Source organism: Microbacterium galbinum (assembly GCF_023091225.1).
GTDB lineage: Bacteria > Actinomycetota > Actinomycetes > Actinomycetales > Microbacteriaceae > Microbacterium > Microbacterium galbinum.
On the sequence record NZ_JAHWXM010000001.1, the window covers coordinates 241,435 to 255,497 of the forward strand.

The window sequence follows — 14,063 nt, forward strand, 5'->3', positions numbered from 1 at the left end:
GTCGTCACTCTCCTGTCTCGGGCGGGCCCAGCTTCTCCCAGCCCTCGGTGATCACTCGACCGTACAGGAGGTCGGGATCCAGGCGGCGCAGCTCCTCGGCGAGGCATTCGCGAAGGGTGCGCCGGGGAAGGTGCAGGTCGTGGTTCGGCTGATCGGGCTGCGTGAGCTGGGCGACGCCGGGCGACGGGCGCTCGAGCAGGATGTCGCCCGACTCGCGGGTCAGCCGCACGGAACGGATGCCGTCGTGCCAGATCTCCGGCTGTTCGGAGAACCAGCGGACCGGAACCTCGAGAGCGAGCTGCAGCCAGGCGGCCAGCAGCGCGGTCGACGGGGAGGCGGCGGCGCCGCGGACCTCGATCGCGGTGATCGGCTCGAACGGCGGCTGATCGAGCACGGCCGCGAGCTGCTCGCGCCAGTGCGTCAGACGGGTCCACGCGAGGTCGGTGTCACCCGGGGCGTGGGTCTTGCCGAGCAGCGCGAGGCGGTCGCGCACGTCGTGCGCGGTCGCGGCATCCGTGATCCGGCGCTGGGCGATCCGGCCCAGCGGCGACGACGACGGCGAGGTCGGTGCCTCTTCCGGCCACCAGGCCACGACCGGAGCATCCGGCAGCAGCAGGCCCGTGATGAGGCTCTCCTCGTTGCTCGCGGCGTCGCCGTAAGCGTGTAGGACGACGACCTCGCTCGCTCCGGCATCCCCGCCGACGCGGATCTGGGCGTCGAGACGGGACTCGCCCTCGCCCGTGGTGAGCACGATGACGCGCATCGGGTGCTCGCGCGATGCGTCGTTGGCCGCATCGATGGCCGCCTCGGCGACGCCGTTGCGGGCCGAGATCACGAGGGTCAGCACGCGGCCGAGGGCGACGGCGCCGCCCTCTTCGCGCACCTTCACGAGCTGCTTGGCGACCTGGCTGACGGTCGTGTCGGGAAGGTCGATGATCACGGTCGTCTCCAGACTCGTCCGTCGCGGGCAAGCAGGGCATCGGCGGATGCCGGACCCCACGAACCGGGTGCGTACTGCTCAACCGGGCCGCCCTCGGACGCCCAGAACTTCTCGACGGGGTCGAGGATCTTCCACGAGAGCTCGACCTCCTCGTGCCGCGGGAACAGCGGCGGATCGCCCAGCAGGACGTCGAGGATGAGGCGCTCGTAGGCCTCGGGGCTGGCCTCGGTGAAGGCGTGGCCGTATCCGAAGTCCATCGTCACATCGCGCACGTTCGACCCGCTGCCCGGCACCTTCGAGCCGAAGCGGATCGTGACGCCCTCGTCGGGCTGCACGCGGATGACCAGTGCGTTCTGACCGAGCTCCGAGGCGTTGCCGCGTCCGAACAGGTGCTGCGGAGCGCGGTTGAAGACCACGGCGATCTCGGTGACGCGGCGGCCCAGACGCTTGCCGGTGCGCAGGTAGAACGGCACACCCGACCAGCGGCGCGTGTCGATCTCGAGCTTGATCGCGGCGTAGGTCTCGGTGGTCGACTCGGGGTTCATGCCTTCCTCGTCCAGGAAGCCGGTGACCTTCTCGCCGCCCTGCCATCCACCCGCGTACTGGCCGCGCGCGGTCGCCTGCGAGAGGTCGTCCGGTACGTGCACCGCCGCGAGGACCTTCTCCTTCTCGGCGCGCAGGTGCTCGGCGGAGAGGCTGATGGGCTCCTCCATCGCGGTGAGCGCGAGCAGCTGGAGCAGATGGTTCTGGATGACGTCGCGCGCGGCGCCGATCCCGTCGTAGTACCCCGCGCGCCCGCCGACGCCGATGTCCTCGGCCATCGTGATCTGCACGTGGTCGACGTAGTTGCGGTTCCAGATCGGCTCGTAGAGCTCGTTGGCGAAGCGCAGAGCGAGGATGTTCTGCACCGTCTCCTTGCCCAGGTAGTGGTCGATGCGGAAGATCGAGTCGGCCGGGAACGCGACCTCGAGCGCGGCGTTGAGCGCACGCGCGGAGTCCAGGTCATGCCCGAACGGCTTCTCGATCACCACGCGCCGCCAGCGCGAATCCTCGTCGGCATCCTCCCCGACCAGTCCCGAGTCCTTCAGCTGCTTCGCGACGAGCGGGAAGTCCTTCGGCGGGATCGACAGGTAGTAGGCGTGGTTGCCCATGGTGCCGCGTTCGACGTCGAGCTGGTCGACGGTGTCCTTCAGCTTCTGGAACGACTCGGGGTTGTCGAACTCGCCCGAGACGAACCGGATGCCCTGCAGCAGCTGCGCCCACGTCTCCTCACGGAACGGCGTGCGCGCGTGCTGCTTGACGGCCTCGTAGACGACCTGGGCGAAGTCCTGGTCCTCCCAATCGCGTCGGGCGAACCCGACGAGTGCGAAGCCGGGCGGGAGCAGACCGCGGTTGGCGAGGTCGTAGACCGCCGGCATGAGCTTCTTGCGAGACAGATCTCCGGTGACGCCGAAGATCACCAGGGCGCTGGGCCCGGCAATCCTGTTGAGACGGCGGTCATCGGGATCGCGCAGCGGGTTGTGCCCGCGCGAGAGGGGAACAGACATCGGTGAGGGATTCTCCTGCTGACTACTTCTGTGCGGCTTCGAAGAGGGTGAGCACGTCGGCCGACGAGTCGGTGATCGTCAGGGAGACGACGGGGCGACCGTGCTCGGCCAGGACTGCGGCGTCGCCGGCAGCCTGAGCCTCGATGAGCTGGCCGAACGTGAACGGTCGCTCCGGGATCTCGAGATCGACATCGGTGCGCTCGAGGATCTGCAGGAAGACGCCCTGGGCGGGGCCTCCCTTGTGGTACTGACCCGTGGAGTGCAGGAAACGCGGTCCCCAGCCGAACGTCGTCGGGCGACCGGAATCGGCGGCGACGAGCTCGCGGAGACCCTGCAGCTGCGGGACCTCGAGGCGGTTGACGTAGGCCTGGATCGAGACGTAGCCGTCTTCGGCGAGCTGCGCCCACAGGGCGTCCAGCACGCCTTCGACGGTGCCCGAGACGGCGAGAGCCGGGTCGGACACGCGCACCTCGACGCCGTTCTCGGTGAACGCCGGAGCGGTCGGCTCCGGGCGCGCGTCGAGTAGACCGCGGGCCGCGACCTTCGCCGACTCGACGTCGGGCTGGTCGAACGGGTTGATCCGCAGCAGGTGGCCGGCGATCGCGGTGGCGTACTCCCAGACGATGAGCTGCGCGCCGAGCGAGCCGCTGACGAGGATCTCGCCCTCGTGACGCTCGTGCAGGTGGAACTCGTTGGCGTCGTCGACGAGACGGACGATCTGGAGGTCGGCGGGCTTGGAATCGAGCTCGGGGGAGACCGGCAGCAGGACCACGGGGAGGATTCCCGTGCCGTCCTTGCCCGTGGACTCGGCGATCAACTGCTCAATCCAGTCCGGCAGGCCCTTGATGTGGGTGCCGTCGGTGATGAGGCCGAGCTTGTCGCGGCGGGGATTGGTCGCGGCGATGGCCGCGCCGAGGCGCAGTGCGGGGTTCTCGGCCGAGTCGACCGCGACCTCGAGCAGCGAGGCCTCGGCCTCGTTCAGGAGCTCGTCGATGTCGACGCCCGCGAGGCCGGACGGCACGAGGCCGAACGCGGTCAGCGCGGAGTAGCGTCCGCCGACGTTCGGGTCGGCGTTGAACACGCGGTAGCCGGTCTCGCGCGCCGAGACGTCGAGCGGGGAGCCCGGGTCGGTGACGATGACGATGCGCTCCAGCGGGTCGATGCCGAGGTCGCGGAAGGCGGCCTCGAACGTACGGCGCTGGGAGTCGGTCTCGACGGTCGAGCCCGACTTCGAGGAGACGACGAGCACGGTGTCGGCGAGTCCTTCGTCGAGGGCCGCGAGCACCTGGCCCGGTGCCGTCGAGTCGAGGATCGTGAGCGGCTTGCCCGCGGTCTGAGCGATCACCTCGGGGGCGAGCGACGATCCGCCCATGCCCGCGAGGACGACGCGGTCGACGCCCTTCGAGGCGAGCTGTTCGCGGAGTGCGACGATCTCGTCGACGAGCGGACGCGAGACCGAGACGGCCTCGACCCAGCCCAGACGGATGGAGGCCTCGGCCTCGGCCGCCGGGCCCCAGAGGGTCGGGTCTCCGCCGGTGATCCGCGAGGCGACCAGGTCGCGCACGAGTGCGGGGACAACCTCGTCGATCGCGACGCGAGCGTCGCCGGAGGCGTGGATGCCGAAGGTCATCGCTGTGCCTCCAGCGTCTCGGCGACCTGTGCGAGCAGGTCGTGCCAGGAGTCGATGAACTTCGCGACGCCCTCGTCCTCCAGCACCTGGGTGACGTCGACGAGGTCGATTCCGACCTCCGCCAGCGCGTCGAAGACGGCGTGCGCCTCGGCGTAACCGCCCGTGATGGTGTCACCGGTGACGACGGCGTGGTCGAAGGTCGCCTCGAGCGTCTTCTCCGGCATCGTGTTCACGACGCCGGCCGCGACGAGCTCGGTCACGTAGAGCGTGTCGGGCAGCGAGGGGTCCTTGACGCCGGTGGAGGCCCAGAGCGGGCGCTGCAGGTTCGCGCCGGCGGCGAGGAGATCCTGCGCGCGCTTCTCGGCGAACTTCTTCTCGAACAGCTCGTAGGCCAGACGCGCGTTGGCTAGGCCGGCCTTGCTCTTGAGGGCCTTCGCCTGGTCGGTGCCGATCGCGTCGAGGCGCTTGTCGGTCTCGGTGTCGACGCGCGACACGAAGAACGAGGCGACCGAGTGGATGCCGGCGAGGTCGATGTCCGCCGCCTGCGCGCGCTCGAGGCCCGCGAGGTAGGCGTCGATGACCTCTTCGTAGCGCTCGAGGCTGAAGATCAGGGTGACGTTGACGCTGATGCCCGCGGCGATCGCCTCGGTGATCGCCGGCAGGCCCGCCTTCGTCGCGGGGATCTTGACGAGGAGGTTGGGGCGGTCGATCTTGCTCCACAGCTCCTTGGCCGATGCGACGGTGCCGTCGGTGTCATGAGCGAGGTCGGGGGAGACCTCGATCGACACGCGGCCGTCGACGTGGTTCGAGGCCTCCCACACCGGACGGAACACGTCGAGTGCGGCGGCGACGTCCTGCGTGGTGGCCGCGAACACGGCCTCCTCGGCGGAGGCGCCGGAGGCGGCGAGCTCGGTGACCTGGGCGTCGTAAGACGTGTTGCTCTTGTCGGTGAGCGCGTTCGCGAAGATCGTCGGGTTCGTGGTGACACCGACGACGTTGCGCGTCTCGATCAGCTCGGCGAGGTTGCCGGAGGAGATGCGGGTGCGCGAGAGGTCGTCGAGCCAGATGCTGACGCCGGCGGCGGCGAGCTGTGCGGTGGGGGTGCTCATGCGTTCTCCTTGGTGCTGTGTGCGGCGATGGTCTCGCGAGCGGCCGCGATCACGGCCTCCGTGGTGATACCGAACTTCTGGAACAGGGTCTTGTAGTCGGCGGATGCGCCGAAGTGGTCGATGCCGACCGAGCGTCCGCGGTCGCCGACGATGCCGCGCCACGTGAGCACGGAGCCGGCCTCGACCGACACGCGCGCGGTGACGGCGGCGGGGAGCACGCTCTCGCGGTAGGCCTCGTCCTGCTCGTCGAACCACTCGAGCGAGGGGGCCGACACGACGCGCACGCCGATTCCCTCGGAGGCGAGTGCGGCGCGGGCCTCGACGGCGAGCTGCACCTCGGATCCGGTGGCGACGATGATGACGTCGGGCGTGCCGTTCGCGGCTTCCGCCAGCACGTAGGCACCGCGGGCGGTGCGGTCGGCCGAGGCGAAGACCTCGCCTTCCGCGTCACCCTCGCCGCGCTCGAACACCGGGATGTTCTGACGGGTGAGGGCGATGCCGGCCGGACCCGCCTGGCGACGCAGGATCTCGAGCCAGGCGGCCGAGGTCTCGTTCGCGTCGGCGGGGCGCACCACCGCGAGGTTCGGGATGGCGCGCAGGGTCGCGAGCTGCTCGATCGGCTGGTGCGTGGGTCCGTCCTCGCCGAGCGCGACGGAGTCGTGGGTCCAGACGAAGACGCTGGGCACGTTCATGAGCGCGGCCAGACGCACGGCGGGGCGCATGTAGTCGCTGAAGATGAGGAACGTACCGCCGAAGGCGCGCGTCTTCCCGTGCAGCACGATGCCGTTGACGATCGCGCCCATGGCGTGCTCGCGGATGCCGAAGTGCAGCACGCGGCCGTACGGGCTGCCCGACCACTCGTGGGTGGACCACTCGGCCGGGATGAACGACGGGGCGCCCTTGATCGTCGTGAGGTTCGACTCGGCGAGGTCGGCCGATCCGCCCCAGAGCTCGGGGAGCTCGGCGGCGAGCGCGTTGATGACCTGGCCGGAGGCCGCACGGGTCGAGACGTCCTTGCCGGCCTCGAAGACCGGCAGGGCGTTCTGGATGTCGGCGGGCAGTTCGCCCGCCTCGAGACGGTCGAGGAGCTGCTTGCGCTCGGGGTTCGCCGCGGCCCAGGCGTCGAAGGACTCCTGCCACTCGGCACGGATGCCGGCGGCGCGGTCGGCGAGACCGCGGGTGTGGGCGATGACGTCGTCGGCGACGACGAACGTCTCCTCGGCGTCGAAGCCGAGGACCTTCTTGGTGGCGGCGAGCTCGTCGGCGCCGAGCGCCGAACCGTGGATCTTGCCGGAGTTCTGCTTGCCGGGCGACGGCCAGCCGATGATCGTCTTGAGGATGATGAGCGAGGGCTTGGAGGTCTCGCCCTTCGCGGCGTCGATGGCCGCGTTCAGCTCGGCGACGTCCTCGACGTACTCGCCGGTCTTCTTCCAGTCGACCGTCTGCACCTGCCAGCCGTAAGCCTCGTAGCGCTTCGCGACGTCTTCCGTGAAGGCGACGTTGGTGTCGTCCTCGATGGAGATCTGGTTCGAGTCGTAGATGGCGATGAGGTTGCCGAGCTGCTGGTGGCCCGCGAGCGAGGACGCCTCGCTCGTCACGCCTTCCTGCAGGTCGCCGTCACCGGCGATGACGTAGACGAAGTGGTCGAACGGGCTGGTGCCCGCTGCCGCCTCGGGGTCGAACAGGCCGCGCTCGTAGCGGGCGGCGTAGGCGAAGCCCACGGCCGACGCGAGGCCCTGGCCCAGGGGACCGGTGGTGATCTCGACGCCCTTGGTGTGACCGTACTCGGGGTGTCCCGGCGTGAGCGAGCCCCAGGTGCGGAGCGCCTTCAGGTCGTCGAGCTCGAGGCCGAAGCCGCCGAGGTAGAGCTGCACGTACTGCGTGAGCGAGGAGTGTCCGACCGAGAGGATGAAGCGGTCGCGACCGAGCCAGTCGGTGTCGGTCGGGTCGTGCCGCAGCACGCGCTGGTAGAGGAGGTAGGCGGCAGGAGCGAGGCTCATGGCCGTGCCGGGATGCCCGTTTCCGACCTTCTCCACGGCGTCCGCCGCCAGGAGGCGAGCGGTGTCCACCGCGCGCCGATCGATCTCATCCCACTGCAATTCCGACACGTTCATGCCCTTTCCGACAGTTTCGAGGGCGCCCGTATTCCCTGCGCCTCCGCATCGTCACGGAGAGTGTGCACAGCGCCGGGCGCGAGTGTTTTCAGCATAGCGGGGTGGGTCCGACCCCAGACCCCGTCTTACGCTCCGAGTCCGCCCCGCCGCGTGCCCTAGACTGGAAGGGTTGTCATGACGCGTGTGGAGGAGGCGATCGAGATCTCGACGATGTCTGATCAGACCGTGGGGAAGCGGTCCATCGGTCGCACGGTGAAGGCGTACGTCGCCCTCACCAAGCCGCGCGTCCTCGAGCTGCTCCTCGTGTCGACCGTGCCGGTGATGTTCCTGGCGTACGGCGGCATGCCCGATCTGTGGCTGGTGCTGGCGACCGTGATCGGCGGCGCGATGAGCGCCGGCTCCGCCGCGGCGTTCAACATGTACCTCGACCGCGACATCGACGCGCACATGCACCGCACCGAGAACCGCCCGCTCGTGACGGGCGAGGTCACGCCGCGCGGCGCGCTGGTGTTCTCCTGGACCCTCGCGGTGCTCTCGACGGTCTGGCTGCTGGTCACCACGAACTGGCTCGCGGCCGCTCTCTCGGCCTTCGCGATCTTCTTCTACGTCGTGATCTACACGATGCTCCTCAAGCGCCGGACCGAGCAGAACATCGTCTGGGGCGGGATCGCCGGGTGCTTCCCGGTGCTGATCGGCTGGGCGGCCGTGACCGGATCGCTCGACTGGCCCGCGTTAATCCTGTTCCTGCTGATCTTCCTGTGGACGCCGCCGCACTACTGGCCGCTGTCGATGAAGTACCGTGATGACTACGACGACGTCGACGTGCCCATGCTCGGCGTGACGCGCAACGCCTCGCAGGTCGGACTCCAGGTCATCCTCTACGCCTGGGCGACGCTGGCCTGTTCTCTGTTGCTGGTGCCGATCGCGAACATGGGCCTCGTCTACACGGTGTCGGCCCTGGTCTTCGGCGGATGGTTCGTCTACGAGTCGCACCGCCTGTACAACCGTGCGGTGCGGGGGACCGAGGCGCGGCCGATGCGAGTCTTCCACGCCTCGATCACCTACTTGACGTTGATCTTCGTCGCGGTCGCGGTCGACCCGCTGCTGCCCTTCTGATCGTCGGTCTCGGCATCCGCCTCGACGTCGTCGTTCACCGGAGTGCCGAGGGCCTCATCCGCTGAGGTCTCGTCGACGGCCGTGACCGTCGCGTCGCCCACCGGAGCAGTCGTGTCGTCGACCTCGGCCGTCCAGTCGATCGGCTCGACGACGACGGGCGTCGCCGCGGGGATCAGCGACTGCACGGCGACGAGGGCGACGGCGAGGAGGATGCCGAGCACGCCCGCGCCGAGCAGTGCGGAGCCCACGACGACCAGCGACTGACCGACGTAGACGTCGACGCCCGTCGCGGTGTTGTCGAGGAGCGTCGTGGTCATCGTCCCGATCTGCCCGGAGATGAGCCACCCACCCACCGCGGTCGAGGCGAGTGCGAGCACGAGGAGCAGCCAGAATCCGATGCTGCGTGTCAGTGACTTGTTCATGCCGACCACGATCACGGACGCGCTGATGACTCCGGTATGCGCAGCCTATGGATCGGCTGTCCGCGGACTCTGAGACGTCCGATCAGCCGGCGGAGGGGGTCCTGACCTCGTCGGCGACCGGGCGCTTCAGCTTCAGCACGACGACGGTGTAGGTCGCTGCCGAGAGCGAGGCGAGCACCATGTGGATGCCGACCAGCAGAGGCGGGAGTCCCGCGCGCGCCTGCCAGACCCCGACGCCGACCTGGATCGCGATGGCCAGGACCAGGACGACGAGCCACTTCCGCGGCGGGAGGCGCAGCGCCCAGGCGGCGATCGTCAGGGCGAGCACCAGAGCGGCGAGGATGTACCCGGGCCAGGAGTGCACGTGCGCGAGCACGGTCGCGTCGAATCCGTGCCGCAGCACATCCTGGTCGCCGGAGTGCGGGCCGGATCCGGTCGTCAGTACGCCGAACAGGATGGTGACCGCGAGAGCCAGCCCGGTGACGTGGCTGAGGATCATGAACCAGGTCGGCACCGCGCGCTCGCGCGGTCCCGGAGCCGCGTACAGGCGCACCAGGAATGCGGCCGTGACGCACACCAGGAGCAGGGACGACGTGTAGTGGAATCCGACGATGAACGGGTTCAGGCCGGTGAGCACCGTGATGCCGCCGACGAGCGCCTGCGCCATGACGCCGGCGAACACGACCCAGGCCAGGACGAGGAGATCGCGGCGCGCCGAGGTGCGACGCGTCGTGTGGATCGCGGCGGCGATCACCGCGAGGAGCAGGACTGCGGATGCCACGGGGAACGCGGGCACCGGAACGCCGGTGAGGGTGACGAGAGCGAACGCGGCCGCGGCCGCCACGATGCCGCCCGCCGCATAGCGGAGCGCGCGGAAGACCGAGCGCGATCCGTCGGTCAGGTGCAGCACGAGCAGCACGACCACCAGCGCGATGACGCCCACGACGCCGGTCATCAGCCGGTTGCCGAACTCGATCGCGCCGTGGATGCCCTGGTCCGCCAAAATCGGCACGAGGGACTCCGGTGTGCAGAGCGGCCACTCCGAGCATCCGAGTCCGGAGCCCGTCAGGCGCACGGCCCCACCCGTCCCGATGATGATCGTCTCGGTGAGGAACGACAGCCACGCGAACACGCGGAGGACGCGTCCCCACGGCGAAGTGAATGCTGCGGGTCGCAGATCGAGCTCCGCGGCGGTGGTGCGGGCGGGCGTGGCGGTGTCGGGCATGGGGCCTCCGGCGCGCTTCGCGCAGGACGGGCGGCCCGTCCGCGAAGCGGAGCCTGTAGAATCGGATTGTTGCGATGCGCGCTCGAGGGCGCGGAAGCATCGATAACAGTTTAGGCGCGAAGGATGCGCCGGTGATGAGGGCCCACCAGCGGCACCCGCTCCCCGCAGACTCGACGGGGATCAGGTGTGTCGGGGCGGATGACACCGTTGAGGCCCAATGAGGAGAGTGTGATGTCGGATGTGCTGATCGACCGCCCGGAGCTCGATGGCCTGGGGGTGTACGAGTTCGGCTGGCACGACGCTGACGCCGCCGGCGCCGTCGCGAAACGCGGGATCTCCGAAGAGGTCGTCCGCGGTATCTCGGCGCTCAAGAGCGAACCCGAATGGATGCTGAAGACCCGGCTCAAGGGCTATCAGCTGTTCGGCCGCAAGCCGATGCCGACCTGGGGCGCCGACCTCAGCGACATCGACTTCGACAACATCAAGTACTTCGTGCGCTCGACCGAGAAGCAGGCGCAGTCGTGGGAGGACCTCCCCGCCGAGATCCGCGAGACCTACGAGCGCCTCGGCATCCCGGAGGCCGAGCGCCAGCGTCTCGTCGCCGGCGTCGCCGCGCAGTACGAGTCCGAGGTCGTCTACCACCAGATCCGCGAGGACCTGGAGCAGCAGGGCGTCATCTTCATGGACACCGACACCGCTCTCCGCGAGCACCCCGAGTTCTTCGAGGAGTACTTCGGCTCGGTCATCCCCGCCGGCGACAACAAGTTCGCCGCCCTCAACACGGCCGTCTGGTCGGGCGGCTCCTTCGTCTACGTCCCCAAGGGCGTGCACGTCGAGATCCCGCTCCAGGCGTACTTCCGCATCAACACCGAGAACATGGGGCAGTTCGAGCGCACCCTGATCATCGCGGACGAGGACAGCTACGTGCACTACATCGAGGGCTGCACGGCCCCGATCTACAAGTCCGACTCCCTGCACTCGGCCGTCGTCGAGATCATCGTGAAGAAGAACGCCCGCGTTCGGTACACGACGATCCAGAACTGGTCGAACAACGTCTACAACCTCGTCACCAAGCGCGCGGTCGCGCACGAGGGGGCGACGATGGAGTGGGTCGACGGCAACATCGGCTCGAAGGTGACGATGAAGTACCCGTCGATCTACCTCATGGGCGAGCACGCCAAGGGCGAGACGCTCTCGGTCGCCTTCGCCGGCCCCGGCCAGCACCAGGATGCCGGCGCGAAGATGATCCACATGGCTCCGTACACGCAGTCGTCGATCGTCTCGAAGTCGATCGCCCGTGGCGGCGGTCGTGCGGGATATCGCGGCGAGGTCCGCGTCGATGCGAACGCCCACCACTCGGCGAACACCGTGCGATGCGACGCGCTGCTCGTCGACACCAAGTCGCGCTCCGACACCTACCCGGCGATCGACATCCGCGTCGACGACGTGCAGCTCGGTCACGAGGCCACCGTCTCCAAGGTCAGCGAGGAGCAGCTCTTCTACCTGCAGTCGCGCGGCATGCCGGAGGACGAGGCCATGGCGATGATCGTGCGCGGCTTCATCGAGCCGATCGCGCGCGAGCTGCCGATGGAGTACGCGATGGAGTTGAACAAGCTCATCGAGATGGGCATGGAAGGATCGGTCGGCTGAGATGACCTCCCAGACGACGACGCCCACGGCGTCGCATTATTCGAGCGCGCACGTCGACCCGGCGGCGCAGGTGGCGGACGCCGGCTTCGTGCCGGTGCAGACCCGCTCCGAACGCCCGCACTCCTTCGAGCCCGCCGATTTCGGCGTGCCGACGGGGCGCGAGGTGAACTGGAAGCACACCCCTGTCGCGAAGCTGACGGCGCTCTTCGAGACCGCCGCGCAGAACGACGGCGTCGCCTACGAGTTCTCCGCCGGCGAGCAGTACCTCGCGGCACCGCTCGCGATCGGCGCGGCTCCTCGCGGCGAGTTCTTCCGCGGCGAGGACATCACCGGCGCGGTTGCCTGGCAGGGTGCCACGGAGGCGATGCACATCCGCATCCCGCGTGAGGAAGAGGTCGCGGAGCCGATCCTCCTCACCATCGAGGGTCGCGGTGCCGAGAAGCGCGCCGACGCCCACATCGTGATCGAGGCTCTCGAGCACAGCTCGGCGACCGTCGTGCTGAACCACATCGGTGCCGCGCAGTACGCGCAGAACGTCGAGATCATCGCCCGCGCCGGGTCGCGTCTCACCGTGGTGACCCTCCAGCAGTGGCAGGATGCCGCGGTGCACACGTCGGCGCATCAGGCCCGTGTCGATGCGGATGCCGTGCTCAAGCACTTCGTCATCAGCTTCGGTGGCGGTGTGGTGCGCGTGAACCCCAACGTGGAGCTCGCGGGTGCAGGCTCGGAGGGCTACCTCTACGGTCTGTCGTACGCCGACGCCGGCCAGCACCTCGAGAGCCAGGTCTACCTGCACCACAAGGGCCCGCACACCAAGGGCGACGTCCTGTACAAGGGCGCGCTGCAGGGCGAGAGCGCCCACAGCGTCTGGATCGGCGATGTGCTGATCGGCCCGGATGCCACCGGCACCGACTCCTACGAGGCGAACCGCAACCTCGTGCTCACCGAGGGCGCCCGCGCCGACTCGATCCCGAACCTCGAGATCGAGACGGGCGACATCCTCGGCGCCGGACACGCGAGCGCGACGGGTCGTTTCGACGACGAGCAGCTCTTCTACCTGCAGGCTCGTGGTATCACCGAGGAGGAGGCACGCCGTCTCGTCGTGCTCGGCTTCCTCACCGACATCGTCCAGCGCCTCGGCATCCCGGCGCTCGAGTCCGAACTCCTCGCTGCGATCGAGGCGGAGCTCGCGGCGGTATCGGCATGAGCGCTCAGCGCGTCTGCGGTGTCGCGGAGCTCGAGCAGGACATGCCGATCCGCGTCGAGCCCGATGGCGTCCCGATCACCGTGATCAAGGACGGCGAGGGCGTGATCCACGCGATCGGCGACACCTGCACCCACGGCGACATCTCGCTCTCCGAGGGCTTCGTCGAAGGTGACACGGTCGAGTGCTGGGCCCACGGCTCGGCATTCTCCCTGCTCACCGGCAAGCCCCAGAACCTCCCTGCTTACGAGCCCGTCCCCGTCTACGTCGTCGAGATCGACGGCGACGACGTGCTCATCGACCCGACTGTGACGAAGGAAATCTGAATGTCTGTTCTCGAGATCCGCGACCTCCACGTGACGGTCGAGACCGAGGCGGGGGCCACCCCGATCCTCAACGGAATCACCCTGACCATGAACACGGGTGAGACCCACGCCATCATGGGCCCCAACGGCTCGGGCAAGTCCACGCTGGCCTACACGATCGCCGGCCACCCCAAGTACACCGTCACCGGTGGTTCGATCACCTTCGACGGTGAGGACGTGCTCGAGATGAGCGTCGACGAGCGTGCACGCGCCGGTCTGTTCCTCGCGATGCAGTACCCCGTCGAGATCCCCGGCGTGACGGTCACCAACTTCCTGCGCACCGCCAAGACCGCGCTCGACGGCGAAGCCCCCGCGATCCGCGCGTGGACAAAGGACGTCAAGGCGGCCATGGCGAACCTGCGCATGGACCCGAAGTTCGCTCAGCGCAACGTCAACGAGGGGTTCTCCGGCGGCGAGAAGAAGCGTCACGAGATCCTCCAGCTCGAGGTCCTGCAGCCGAAGTTCGCGATCCTCGACGAGACCGACTCCGGCCTCGACGTCGACGCGCTGAAGATCGTCTCCGAGGGCGTCAACCGCGCCAAGGAGGCCACCGGCCTCGGCGTGCTCCTCATCACGCACTACACGCGCATCCTCCGCTACATCCGCCCCGACTTCGTGCACGTGGTCGTCGCCGGCAAGATCGTGGAAGAGGGCGGCCCCGAGCTCGCCGACCGGCTGGAAGACGAGGGATACGACCGTTTCCTCGACCCCGCCGCTCCCATCGAGGCGTAGGCTGACCGC

Annotated in this window: 12 protein-coding genes; 5 read left to right on the forward strand and 7 right to left on the reverse strand. The window is 68.8% G+C overall.

Annotated elements, in window-relative coordinates; all coding sequences use genetic code 11:
* Window positions 1–4: 4 nt before the first annotated feature.
* The 5 genes from KZC52_RS01190 to tkt are packed head-to-tail and all read right to left on the reverse strand — an operon-like array spanning window position 5 to window position 7,334.
* Entirely contained in the window at window positions 5–940 is a 936-nt protein-coding gene (locus KZC52_RS01190) for a glucose-6-phosphate dehydrogenase assembly protein OpcA (protein WP_247622251.1), read from the reverse strand.
* The gene (gene zwf / locus KZC52_RS01195) at window positions 937–2,487 is read right to left on the reverse strand and encodes a glucose-6-phosphate dehydrogenase (protein WP_247622252.1); all 1,551 of its coding nucleotides are present in this window, start codon (window positions 2,485–2,487) and stop codon (window positions 937–939) included. Before zwf ends, KZC52_RS01190 begins: the two co-directional genes overlap by 4 nt.
* 22 nt (window positions 2,488–2,509) lie before the next feature.
* A complete protein-coding gene (locus tag KZC52_RS01200) occupies window positions 2,510–4,117 on the reverse strand; it encodes a glucose-6-phosphate isomerase (protein ID WP_247622253.1) in 1,608 nt (535 codons plus the stop codon).
* The gene (gene tal / locus KZC52_RS01205) at window positions 4,114–5,226 is read right to left on the reverse strand and encodes a transaldolase (RefSeq protein WP_247622254.1); all 1,113 of its coding nucleotides are present in this window, start codon (window positions 5,224–5,226) and stop codon (window positions 4,114–4,116) included. Before tal ends, KZC52_RS01200 begins: the two co-directional genes overlap by 4 nt.
* The gene (gene tkt, locus KZC52_RS01210; protein WP_247624678.1) at window positions 5,223–7,334 is read right to left on the reverse strand and encodes a transketolase; all 2,112 of its coding nucleotides are present in this window, start codon (window positions 7,332–7,334) and stop codon (window positions 5,223–5,225) included. The genes tal and tkt overlap by 4 nt, the downstream gene beginning before the upstream one ends.
* A gap of 216 nt (window positions 7,335–7,550) precedes the next feature.
* Here tkt and KZC52_RS01215 point away from each other — a divergent pair, with 216 nt between their 5' ends.
* Window positions 7,551–8,456 carry a heme o synthase gene (locus tag KZC52_RS01215; protein ID WP_372491577.1) on the forward strand — a complete coding sequence of 302 codons (906 nt, stop codon included), beginning with the start codon at window positions 7,551–7,553 and terminating at the stop codon, window positions 8,454–8,456.
* Here the strand turns inward: KZC52_RS01215 and KZC52_RS01220 are convergent.
* Both KZC52_RS01220 and KZC52_RS01225 read right to left on the reverse strand, forming a co-directional pair.
* The gene (locus tag KZC52_RS01220; protein ID WP_247622255.1) at window positions 8,402–8,878 is read right to left on the reverse strand and encodes a hypothetical protein; all 477 of its coding nucleotides are present in this window, start codon (window positions 8,876–8,878) and stop codon (window positions 8,402–8,404) included. The genes KZC52_RS01215 and KZC52_RS01220 overlap by 55 nt on opposite strands.
* Window positions 8,879–8,960: 82 nt before the next feature.
* A complete protein-coding gene (locus KZC52_RS01225; RefSeq protein ID WP_247622256.1) occupies window positions 8,961–10,103 on the reverse strand; it encodes a COX15/CtaA family protein in 1,143 nt (380 codons plus the stop codon).
* Window positions 10,104–10,334: 231 nt separating this feature from the next.
* Here KZC52_RS01225 and sufB point away from each other — a divergent pair, with 231 nt between their 5' ends.
* The 4 genes from sufB to sufC are packed head-to-tail and all read left to right on the forward strand — an operon-like array spanning window position 10,335 to window position 14,054.
* Window positions 10,335–11,753 (forward strand): Fe-S cluster assembly protein SufB, encoded by a 1,419-nt coding sequence (gene sufB, locus KZC52_RS01230; protein ID WP_247622257.1) that lies wholly within the window; start codon window positions 10,335–10,337, stop codon window positions 11,751–11,753.
* A 1-nt stretch (window position 11,754) separates the two neighbouring features.
* Window positions 11,755–12,960 carry a Fe-S cluster assembly protein SufD gene (gene sufD, locus KZC52_RS01235; protein ID WP_247622258.1) on the forward strand — a complete coding sequence of 402 codons (1,206 nt, stop codon included), beginning with the start codon at window positions 11,755–11,757 and terminating at the stop codon, window positions 12,958–12,960.
* Window positions 12,957–13,283, forward strand: a complete 327-nt coding sequence (locus KZC52_RS01240; protein WP_247622259.1) for a non-heme iron oxygenase ferredoxin subunit — start codon at window positions 12,957–12,959, stop codon at window positions 13,281–13,283. Before sufD ends, KZC52_RS01240 begins: the two co-directional genes overlap by 4 nt.
* The gene (gene sufC, locus KZC52_RS01245; RefSeq protein WP_247622260.1) at window positions 13,284–14,054 is read left to right on the forward strand and encodes a Fe-S cluster assembly ATPase SufC; all 771 of its coding nucleotides are present in this window, start codon (window positions 13,284–13,286) and stop codon (window positions 14,052–14,054) included.
* Window positions 14,055–14,063 lie beyond the last annotated feature (9 nt).

Coding starts and splice junctions, on each gene's coding strand:
- zwf (WP_247622252.1), bottom strand. CDS start 2,487: ATGTCTGTTCCCCTCTCGCGCGGGCACAACCCGCTGCGCGATCCCGAT.
- KZC52_RS01200 (WP_247622253.1), bottom strand. CDS start 4,117: ATGACCTTCGGCATCCACGCCTCCGGCGACGCTCGCGTCGCGATCGAC.
- tal (WP_247622254.1), bottom strand. CDS start 5,226: ATGAGCACCCCCACCGCACAGCTCGCCGCCGCCGGCGTCAGCATCTGG.
- KZC52_RS01215 (WP_372491577.1), top strand. CDS start 7,551: ATGTCTGATCAGACCGTGGGGAAGCGGTCCATCGGTCGCACGGTGAAG.
- KZC52_RS01220 (WP_247622255.1), bottom strand. CDS start 8,878: ATGAACAAGTCACTGACACGCAGCATCGGATTCTGGCTGCTCCTCGTG.
- KZC52_RS01225 (WP_247622256.1), bottom strand. CDS start 10,103: ATGCCCGACACCGCCACGCCCGCCCGCACCACCGCCGCGGAGCTCGAT.
- sufB (WP_247622257.1), top strand. CDS start 10,335: ATGTCGGATGTGCTGATCGACCGCCCGGAGCTCGATGGCCTGGGGGTG.
- sufD (WP_247622258.1), top strand. CDS start 11,755: ATGACCTCCCAGACGACGACGCCCACGGCGTCGCATTATTCGAGCGCG.
- KZC52_RS01240 (WP_247622259.1), top strand. CDS start 12,957: ATGAGCGCTCAGCGCGTCTGCGGTGTCGCGGAGCTCGAGCAGGACATG.
- sufC (WP_247622260.1), top strand. CDS start 13,284: ATGTCTGTTCTCGAGATCCGCGACCTCCACGTGACGGTCGAGACCGAG.